Here is a 5,573-nt window from a genome sequence, read left to right as displayed (position 1 = left end):
GATTTCTTCCGGCATGCCACCAAAGAATTCAAAGGCATTCTCGTGGCTTCGAATGGCATCACGAGTCGTAAAGGGGCGGTTTTGCCATTCCACATAGCGGTAGCGTGAATGGGAAAGTAAGAAACAAATGCAGTATAATTTGATTTCTCTTTGATCCTGTGTCTTTTGACGCGTTTCGCCCCAATCGACTTGCACCTGTTTTCCCATCGGTTGTTCTTCGACCGCCTCGTATTGCCTCACAACTTTAGTTTTAGCTATCTGATATTCTTCGCGTATTTGATTCACATATAACCGCATCGTACGTTCACCAACGGTGAAGTCGGGGAATTTCTCAAGCAGCCAATCCTGTATTTGAGACGCATTCAGATGCGGATACTCTTGAAGCCAAGCAACAATCCAATCCTTGTATGGGTCCAATTTCTTCTTCCTCGAACCTAATGAATTGACCCATTCGAAAGCTTCTTCCGGTGTCTTCTCCATGTAGTTATAAACCGTTGTGCGGGATACCTTCAACTGCTTTGCGATTTGTTGGATGGAAAAGCCCCGCTCCTTCATCTGTTGAATTTCCAAATATAACATTAACTTCTTCTTCACCTTTCGTCCTCCAATAACCTAAGATACCTTTAAAAGTATACAGGATTGGAGATATTTTTTGGCGAAAGTGTTCAATCTTGTTCATCGAAAACTGTTCAATTTAGTTTAGCACTGACACCCGTACCTGGACTCTCCGAGTAAATCCTCCATACCGGCACAATCCGTCGTTACTACTGGTATTCCAAGTATTATGGATTCTGTGGCTACAGTACTAAATCCCTCGGTAAAGGAGGAGCATACAAAGAGGTCAGAGTTTTTAAGATATTTGTACGGATTATCTTGAAATCCTAGTAGGTAAGCAGTATCAGATAGTTTGTTTTCCATAACATACTGTTGTAACTTATTTTTGAGATCTCCATCCCCAAGAATTAACAGTTCATGCTTAATACCTTCATCAATAAGACGCTTATGAATCCTCAATAACCTCTCATATCCTTTTTGAGGTGAAAGACGACCTATAGAAATGATTCTAAATCTTTCGCTTTTATTTATTAGATCAATTTCTTTTTTTGATTTCTCGATTATGCTTTTCTCATCTAGAACATTATATTGGACTCCAGCTTCGATATTAAATTTTTTTTCGAAAGATTTTTTTACTGAATTTGAAACACAAAATATTTTGTCGAACTTTTTATAACTTTTTATTTCCGAATTTAGTGTAACATAACTTAATGTTGACCAGCTATGGACCAATGGATCGACATGGACCCACGCAAACTTCTTTGATTCTGTATTAGTAGAACCAGCAATTATTTTTGTACACATTCCCTCTAAATATGCTATCTCTACATCATAAAAATTACGAATAAAAAGTTTATATAAAATATAAGGTGGTAAAAGTGTCATAATTTTTATAATCACATACGCCAGAACTTTCGTAAAAGTGTTGTCTTTCTTATTATAGATTTTGAGACAACTTTCATATTTTGCATATTTTTTTATTTCATCCCTATAAATTCCCTTATCGTGTATAGTTTTTACAGTAATATCGTATTTCTCTTTATCTAAATTTTTCACTAATTCAAGTAATGTCTTTTCGGCTCCTCCTCCTCCTAAACTTCCAATCATAAATAGTATTTTTTTCATAATCCCCCTCCTATTTTTTTATATAAATTGGTAGTAACAACATTTTAAAAAGAAAAACACACTCTAATTTCCTATATTCTTTTTTCTCGCACTTACTTACAACCTCGACTAAATTATATCGTAAATTTCAAGTTTAAGTTAGCCACCCATGGTGACCCGGTTGTTCGTTACCACAAACCGTCTAACTTTTCTAATCGAGTGGGCCCTTGACAATGAGTTGAGGCATGGTAGTCTCCGGACCGGCTGGCCCCGGCCAGCTTTCCAGACACAAGTCATGCCGAGGGAGGCTCGTTGTCAAGGGTCCACGTGTCAAACCGCCAACCGTTCCTGCCTGAATGCCTGGACAAACGTGTCATGCGGCGTTGCATAACCCAGAATCTTCCGCGGGTAACCATTCATCCAACGCTGAATCCGCAAGACTTGGTTTTCGCTCGTCCCGCGCTCCCAGGAAGCATAGGAGTGGCTGAAGTAGACGTCTGCCACATCCTGCAAGGCATGGTGCAGTCCCGCGAACTCCGAGCCGTTGTCCGAGGTAACCGTCTTGAACAGCTGACCGAAGTGAGCGCCAGCCCGTTCTCTCAACTGTTGAACCGCTTGGTTGACCGATGGGGCATCCTTCCCGGCCAGCTTCTGGATGACCTCAAAGCGTGTCTGTCGTTCCACCAGCGTCAGCAGCACGGCATCCGACTTGGTCTGGTCTTGTTTCCCACTACCGTGTCGATTTCCCAATGGCCGAAGGTTTCCCGGGTGCCAACCGCCTCTGGGCGCTCTTCGATGGAGTTCCCCAGTATCCGTTTGTTCGGGCGGTTGCCCCGACGGGACGATTTGGGCTTGCGGGACAGCTTTTCGAGCAGGTCCATGTTCTTTGTTTTCATGATACCGCGGTCGATCCACTGGTAGAGGGTGATGGTCCCAGGGATGATGGCCGGGTCGAACAACTCGTGTTTTCTGGTAAAACCCACCACGTCCGTGGAGCAGCCTTCCAACAGCATCTTATCGTCCACCCAGTCAATGAAGGCATCCGTATCCGCCCATAAGGGCCGTCTGCCGCAGTTCAACCGGTTCTTCTCGTAGGCCGCCTGCCCGGCATCGGCGTCGTAGACGTCATGATAATAGTCGTAGACCTTCCCGTTCTGCTTCTGGCGGTTAAGCTGAGTAATGGTCCCGCGTTTGATTTCGTTGTTTATGGTTTGCGGCACACACCCCAGGACAGCTGCAACCTGACGGTTGGAATAGTTTTCCTTTTTCAGGATGGCGATTTGGAAACGTTCTGAGTAGGATAGGTGTTTTCCCTTGCGTGAAATTGTGTTATCATGGTTTTGCGTCATGTGAATTCATCCTTGTCTATTGATAGTTAGTGGTAACTTCAATATAACATGGAATTCACGTGGCGTTTTTTTATTTCCAACTGGCTAAGTTAATTATAAAATCCGCCTTTTAATATTTTTTGTTAAATAATTTAGTTTATAGTATAAATCTTTATTTAGCAGGAATAATCTCGCCTTGATTTTATTTCTAATTGAATTTGCATTCCTAGTTACAAAGGATGGATCTAATTTATGTCTGAATTCTTTTTTTGTAAGTTTACCTATAAATACTGCATTTAAGTAAAGCATAGCGATGTAATCCTGGAGGACTCTTTTATTCTGTTCATTTGTGACTTCCTCATAAATTTTCTCTAATTCATAACAAACTTTAATTAAATCTAAAGCATTCTTTGTCTTATCTTGTCTTTTTGTTATAGAACCTTCTCTATTAAAATGAATGTAAAAGTCTAAATCTGTATAGCATACAATATTAGCTTTCAAATAAACTTGAGGCGTCCATAATTCATCTTCGTGAAAAATGCCTTTTTTGAATTTCAGATTATTTTTAAGTAGGAATTCCTTCTTGTAAAGACCTAAAACCGATGCCATTGACATACTCTTGGATTTTATTGATTTCACAAGAAACGTTTCACCATTTTCTTTCAAGAATGTCGTTTTCCTTTTTTTTGTTTTAGGATGTTGTGTCTTTTCATTTGTATAGTTTATTGCATTCCCCATAACGACATCAGCATCATTTATGATACCTACATCAAGCATCTTTTTGTAACAATTTTTGATCACATAATCATCACTATCTAAGAAAGCAATATATTTACCGGCAGCATTTTCTATTCCAATATTACGAGCATCAGATAACCCACCGTTTTCTTTATGGTATACTTTGACATTTTTATGTATGTTTCCCATTCGATTGCAAATATTAGAAGAATTATCTGTTGAGCCATCATTTATTAGTAAAATCTCATATTCGTTTTCAGAGAATCCCTGACTTAAAACAGATTCTACGCATCTTTGAATAAATTCTTCTACGTTATAGACAGGAATAATAATACTTAATAACATTGCTTGTCTCCTTTTAATTTCTCTAATTAAGTTAAAGAACTTCCGCCAAAAAAATTTCACATCTCCGTATTATGTGTCACCTTCGATCTCTTTGAATAGCATTTCAATGATCATATAAGTCCCTTTAATCCCGTTTTTTCTAACTTGTGCGATTTTTTCAAAAAGTCTTTATTTATCAGTAAACTGAGTATAAAATTGAAAACAATGAGAATTACTTTTATTAATCTGTTTACACTTACCGGGAGCGTCAATAATTTTGTGTAAATGGTTCTTCCCTACTGTAGATTGTTTCTAATTCTCCATCGGTTGACTCAGCATTTGTTCGAGCTCGCCTTCGGCCTGTTGGAAACCTTTATGACTGCGACCTAGGAATTTTTGGTTGTAAGTATCAAAAGACGAGACTAAGAAACGTTCCATCGACTCTTCATTTTGGAACTGTTCCTTGCGGTGGCTGTATTTCTTGATTTGCTTATTAAAGGATTCAATCAAGTTCGTAGAGTAAATAGTCTTGCGTATGGCTAATGGGAAATCATAGAAAGTGAGCAGGTAATCGTTCGAAAGGATCGATTCCACCATTTTTGGATAGCTGGTTTTCCATTTTTCCGCAAAAGCACCACGTGCTTCCAATGCCGCCTTTTTAGATGACGCTTGATACACCATTTTAAAATCATCACAGACTTCCTTACGATCATCGACACGCACTTTGTGACTGATATTACGGGAAACGTGCACACAGCAATGTTGAAAACGGGCTTTGGGGTAGAACCGCTGCACGGCCCCTGCCATCCCCTTTAAGCCATCCGTGATGAAAAGGAGGACGTTTTTCACGCCACGTTCCTGGAGGTCTATTAAAATCTCTTCCCAAATCGTGATAGATTCAGTTGGTGCAATCGCATAGCTCAACACTTCCTTTGAACCGTCCGGGCGAATGCCAACTGCGATATGAATGGCTTCCTTGGCGACGGTTTTCCGCTTTAAAGGGATATAGGTTGCGTCCATATAAATAGCGGCATAACGGTCATGAAGCTCACGTTCCTTAAATGAAGTGACTTCTTCCGTAAATGATTTAGTCATATTGGACATGGTTTGGGGCGTGTAGTGATGCCCATGTGTTTTGCAAGACATTCCTACACAATATTGCAAAGAAAAAGTACACACCTTTGCGCCTGAAATTTTTCTCTGATTATTTTGGTCTTGATAGAGCGTTTTTGAGCCGGAAGCTCTCTCCGGTGAAACTTAAAATGTGTGCGTGATGAATCAAGCGGTCCACCAATGCCGCAGTCAAACGTGTATCGATAAACACCTTATTCCATTGGCTGAACTCCAAATTGCTGGTGATGATGATACTTTTAGTCTCATACCAATCACTGATCAGCTGGAAGAGCAACTCGGCGCCTTCCTTGGTGAACGGCACATAACCCATCTCATCTAGGATAACCAACTTTACCTTGTCAAAGCGGTGCTTGAAGGTCTCCAACGTGTTGTTCTTCCATTGACGTTCCA

The 5,573-nt window shown here is 40.2% G+C and carries 6 protein-coding genes and 1 pseudogene; all 7 read right to left on the bottom strand.

Translation table 11 applies throughout. The features are described 5' to 3' along the window. Nucleotides 1-594: helix-turn-helix domain-containing protein (locus tag TES5_RS14615; RefSeq protein ID WP_157080423.1), on the bottom strand; the 594-nt coding region annotated here is incomplete at its 3' end. A gap of 105 nt (nucleotides 595-699) precedes the next feature. Then, on the bottom strand, nucleotides 700-1,680 hold the full coding sequence (locus TES5_RS14610; RefSeq protein WP_068562701.1) for a glycosyltransferase: 981 nt from the start codon (nucleotides 1,678-1,680) through the stop codon (nucleotides 700-702). 309 nt (nucleotides 1,681-1,989) lie between these two features. Continuing rightward, a complete protein-coding gene (locus TES5_RS15720) occupies nucleotides 1,990-2,409 on the bottom strand; it encodes an IS30 family transposase (RefSeq protein WP_255356069.1) in 420 nt (139 codons plus the stop codon). After that, nucleotides 2,349-3,008 (bottom strand): IS30 family transposase, encoded by a 660-nt coding sequence (locus TES5_RS15715; RefSeq protein WP_255356068.1) that lies wholly within the window; start codon nucleotides 3,006-3,008, stop codon nucleotides 2,349-2,351. The genes TES5_RS15720 and TES5_RS15715 overlap by 61 nt, the downstream gene beginning before the upstream one ends. 93 nt (nucleotides 3,009-3,101) lie before the next feature. Further along, the gene (locus tag TES5_RS14600; protein WP_068562700.1) at nucleotides 3,102-4,070 is read right to left on the bottom strand and encodes a glycosyltransferase; all 969 of its coding nucleotides are present in this window, start codon (nucleotides 4,068-4,070) and stop codon (nucleotides 3,102-3,104) included. A 291-nt stretch (nucleotides 4,071-4,361) separates the two neighbouring features. Then, nucleotides 4,362-5,186 (bottom strand): annotated as a pseudogene (locus TES5_RS14595) (IS256 family transposase); the annotation flags it as partial. Nucleotides 5,187-5,253: 67 nt separating this feature from the next. Beyond that, nucleotides 5,254-5,573 (bottom strand): ATP-binding protein (locus tag TES5_RS14590; RefSeq protein ID WP_198143376.1); only part of this gene is annotated, 320 nt, incomplete at its 5' end.

The sequence above is a fragment of the Trichococcus sp. ES5 genome, from assembly GCF_900067165.1.
Lineage (GTDB): Bacteria > Bacillota > Bacilli > Lactobacillales > Aerococcaceae > Trichococcus > Trichococcus flocculiformis.
The sequence above is the reverse complement of the archived record's forward strand: the minus strand, read 5'-3'. Positions and strand labels throughout refer to the sequence as shown.

What these genes read in the sequence shown, in the direction of transcription:
- TES5_RS15715 (WP_255356068.1), bottom strand. Translation starts at nt 3,008, where the DNA reads ATGACGCAAAACCATGATAACACAATTTCACGCAAGGGAAAACACCTA.
- TES5_RS14600 (WP_068562700.1), bottom strand. Translation starts at nt 4,070, where the DNA reads ATGTTATTAAGTATTATTATTCCTGTCTATAACGTAGAAGAATTTATT.
- TES5_RS14610 (WP_068562701.1), bottom strand. Translation starts at nt 1,680, where the DNA reads ATGAAAAAAATACTATTTATGATTGGAAGTTTAGGAGGAGGAGGAGCC.